The organism is Thermoanaerobacter sp. A7A, from assembly GCF_000445185.1.
Classification (GTDB): domain Bacteria; phylum Bacillota; class Thermoanaerobacteria; order Thermoanaerobacterales; family Thermoanaerobacteraceae; genus Thermoanaerobacter.
The window spans coordinates 1-3,322 of record NZ_AVAF01000063.1 but is presented as its reverse complement, the minus strand read 5'-3'; the positions used below and the strand labels follow the sequence as shown (position 1 = coordinate 3,322).

The 3,322-nt window shown below is 28.2% G+C and carries 4 protein-coding genes and 1 pseudogene; 4 read left to right on the top strand and 1 reads right to left on the bottom strand.

From position 1 onward, the window contains the following. Positions 1 to 126: 126 nt before the first annotated feature. The 3 genes from M663_RS0104120 to M663_RS0104110 all read left to right on the top strand — a co-directional run bounded on the left by M663_RS0104120 (position 127) and on the right by M663_RS0104110 (position 1,360). Positions 127 to 357, top strand: coding sequence for a hypothetical protein (locus M663_RS0104120; protein WP_029688030.1), 231 nt, complete (start codon positions 127 to 129; stop codon positions 355 to 357). 92 nt (positions 358 to 449) lie between these two features. Continuing rightward, the gene (locus M663_RS0104115; protein ID WP_029688029.1) at positions 450 to 845 is read left to right on the top strand and encodes a hypothetical protein; all 396 of its coding nucleotides are present in this window, start codon (positions 450 to 452) and stop codon (positions 843 to 845) included. Between the two features lie 251 nt (positions 846 to 1,096). Continuing rightward, complete coding sequence (locus M663_RS0104110) at positions 1,097 to 1,360, top strand: hypothetical protein (RefSeq protein ID WP_029688028.1); 264 nt, start codon at positions 1,097 to 1,099, stop codon at positions 1,358 to 1,360. A gap of 268 nt (positions 1,361 to 1,628) precedes the next feature. On the opposite strand, the pseudogene M663_RS15180 reads toward M663_RS0104110, so the two are convergent. Next, a pseudogene (locus M663_RS15180) lies at positions 1,629 to 1,834 on the bottom strand (hypothetical protein); the annotation flags it as partial. A gap of 495 nt (positions 1,835 to 2,329) precedes the next feature. On the opposite strand from M663_RS15180, the gene M663_RS0104105 reads away from it, so the two are divergent. Then, a complete protein-coding gene (locus tag M663_RS0104105; protein ID WP_029688027.1) occupies positions 2,330 to 2,590 on the top strand; it encodes a hypothetical protein in 261 nt (86 codons plus the stop codon). Positions 2,591 to 3,322 lie beyond the last annotated feature (732 nt).

The following is a 3,322-nucleotide window of genomic DNA, read 5'->3' as shown; positions in this document are numbered from 1 at the left end:
GCAGAAATATGAAGTAATTTGAACTTTGACAAAGAAAGAGCAAAAAGTTAACCTAATAATGGAAGGTTTTCCAAATAGGAAAACATAAGCTGGCCGGCGGAAATAGAAAGGAGAGGAGGGATAGAGATGGAAGCTGTAATAGAAATGGATGGGTTTATGGAATTGAGAGACAATGATTTGATAGCGGTTGACGGTGGAATAAATTGGGATAGAGTTTATGCGGGGACAATGGGAGAAGTAGGTATAATCATAGCAGTTGCAGCAGCACCTGAAATAACCGTTCCGATATTGATTGCTGGTTTAATTGGAAGTGCTGCTTCAGGTGCATACGTTGGTTATGGATTAGCTACAAACTGAAAATTAAACTTCCAGAGGCTGTTTATTTGTATATAAAATAGGCAGCCTCTGGTGAATATAGGAGGCCTAGAAAATATAGGAGGATGAGAAATTTGACAAAACTGTTTTCAAATAAAGTAATAATTGATATTTTATTGCTTATCACCATTTTTGCTAATTTATGGCTTTTTACTTATAGTAGGCAGAAATATAATATTTTATTTCTTTTTATGATACTTGTAACATTCATGGCTTTTTATGCGTATCTTTTGTCTTCAAAAAATATATTTGTGATGGCTATAATTATTATAACTTATTTAAGTTTAGTTCAAGTTTTAAGAAATATATTTAATTTTTCGGATTTATTAAATTTTATTTGTTTGTTACCAATAATTATATTTAATATAATTATTATTCTTTATTTTGAAAAAAATAAAAATATATATCATAATTATCTTTCATTTTTAAAAAATATACTACTTTTCTTATTTATCCATAAAGGCAGATAATTGATCTTGTATCTGGAAAATGAATTCATGAAATGCCTAAATAGAGCCATCTGAAGCTAAATTAAGTGAAAAATTTTATGTAAAATATTTCGGTATTTCTCCTTTTCCAAACAGATGTGTTAACATAATTTGCTTTAGACAATGAGAATATGTAACATTTGACAACACTTTGATTTAGGACATAAAACAGAAAAGTAAAATTTATCAGAGAATAGGCCTATACGAGTATTCCCGTAAAAGGTGGGTATTAAATGTCTAAAAATGGAGATTATTTATTTAAAACTTTAATGGCAATATTGCTAATAATAATCATAAGAGATATATATAAAAGTACCTTGATAAAAGATAATGTAATGTTTTCAAATATAATGGCTTTATGGATTTTATTTGCTTCTTATATAATCAATAGAAAATATAATAGTAGTTTAACTCCGAAAATGGGTATTATTTTTGTTTCAATAGTATCAATTACAAATTTATTGTCATATTTATTTCCTGTCATAAATTATTCCTGAGTAATAGGGATTGTTTATCACATAGTCTTGTTTATTGGATTGGGTTTATTAATTTTTGCATCGTATAGTGATTTTAAAAACGCATTTAGTAAAAAATAACTATAATATAAGTTAACTCTATATAATAGTGTAAATATGTTATAGCCTTTTCAAAATCCAGAGTTTTAAATCTAAATTTATCTTTCTGATTCAATCAATTTATAGGTAGCCTTAAAATATAAAGATTTATTGTTAGTAGATGACATGTAATCAGAAGATATATTTAAGGGTCAGAAATTGTACCGAATCTTAAAGCTTTCATAACAATAAATTAAATATTGCATGATGAAAATAACCTTTACAGCTAAGACTAAGGAAGGAAATTCAGGTATTGAATACAAGTCAAGATTTTCAAACATAGAAGAATAGGGATCAATTTTAGACTAAGAGGTTAAAGAGTTCAGGTATATTTAAAAGTAATTGAAGCTGGTACATGTAGGATTTCCTCCTCCTTAAAAAATATTTTCATGCTGTATATATAATAATTCGACAAATGGTAGGGGAAATCCTACGTAAAAGATAAAAAATTCAAGAGTGATAGGAAAAAAGTATATCTGTAGAATGGCTTAAATGAAGGCTTTTGAATTTTGCACGAGTCTACTAATAGAAATTATGGATGGAGGAAGTAATTCCTATAATAGTTAGGAATAGTAAGTATATTGTCTGGAAAGAAGATAAACAATAACCCTACATTTTCTTTAGCTTAGATTAAAAGAACGTGAAACTACAGAAAAATGTAGTAGACAACGAAAAAAATTTTATGCTAAATTAAAGGTAGGATATAGAAATGGATGTGAGTTTAGGAAAAATCAATAAAGAAAAGGGAGTTTCTTACATATAACGCAAGTGATAAAAAATTTGCCATGCATGGCATGTTAAAAATAGATGAAAATCGCGCGATTGGAGTCAGAAAGGAGAGGAGGGAAAGGAATGGAAGCCGTAATACCAATGAATGAATTTATGGAATTGACAGAAGATGATTTAATAGTTGTTGATGGTGGAGATATGAAAGCTGCAGCTGAACACTATCTTGAAGGCCTTGCTGGAGTAGCATTAGGTGTAGAGATGATTGGGGCTTCAGTAAAAGAAAAAAATGGGGTTAGAAGAGTTGGAGAAGTTGTAGGTGGCATTGGTGCAATATTGTCTGGTGTTTATTTAATGGGATACGGTGTCGTAGATCTTTTTAGATAATTCAAAAGAGGGGGATTTTTTACCCCCCTTCTATTAATGCAAAGGAGAGATATTTCATGTTAAAATTAAACAAAAATTATATTTTTAATATCATACTATTACTGGTATTTATTTTAATTATAATAAATATTTATAAAAGCATTTTAAAGAAAAATGATTTGTTTCCTTATATTGTATCACTTTGGATACTTTTTGCTTCTTATGTTTTACGGTATAAATTTAAAATGAAGTTTTCTTCAACTGCAGGTACAATTTTTGCTTCTATAATTAATATAACTCATATTATGTCATATGTATTTCCAGTAATATTTGAGAGATATTCTTTTATTAGTACAATATATATTATTTTATTAAGTGTTAGTTTATTTTTGATTTTTTACGGATCATATATAGATTTTAAGAATCCGCCCAAAAAAGATTTTAGCCAGTTATAGGCTATATAAATATCCAGAATGAATGATATAAAGAAAGACAGAGTTAAATCTATAATAATTGTGTAGGGATGTGAAAAATTAATAAAAATAATTACGACCAAAAGCTAAAATATGTATAACATACAATATATAGTAATTGGAATGACCAATCAAGCAGAAAGAAAGTGACAAGTGAAAAGAAAAGAACGAAAGAGGTGCCAAAGAAGGACATAAATATCCTGTAAAAGTCAAATGTTAAAAAATGGCCTGAACTAGATTCAGTGAAAATTAAGCCGATTGCATCAGACCACTAAGAGAT

What these genes read in the sequence shown, in the direction of transcription:
- M663_RS0104120 (WP_029688030.1), top strand. Translation starts at nt 127, where the DNA reads ATGGAAGCTGTAATAGAAATGGATGGGTTTATGGAATTGAGAGACAAT.
- M663_RS0104110 (WP_029688028.1), top strand. Translation starts at nt 1,097, where the DNA reads ATGTCTAAAAATGGAGATTATTTATTTAAAACTTTAATGGCAATATTG.
- M663_RS0104105 (WP_029688027.1), top strand. Translation starts at nt 2,330, where the DNA reads ATGGAAGCCGTAATACCAATGAATGAATTTATGGAATTGACAGAAGAT.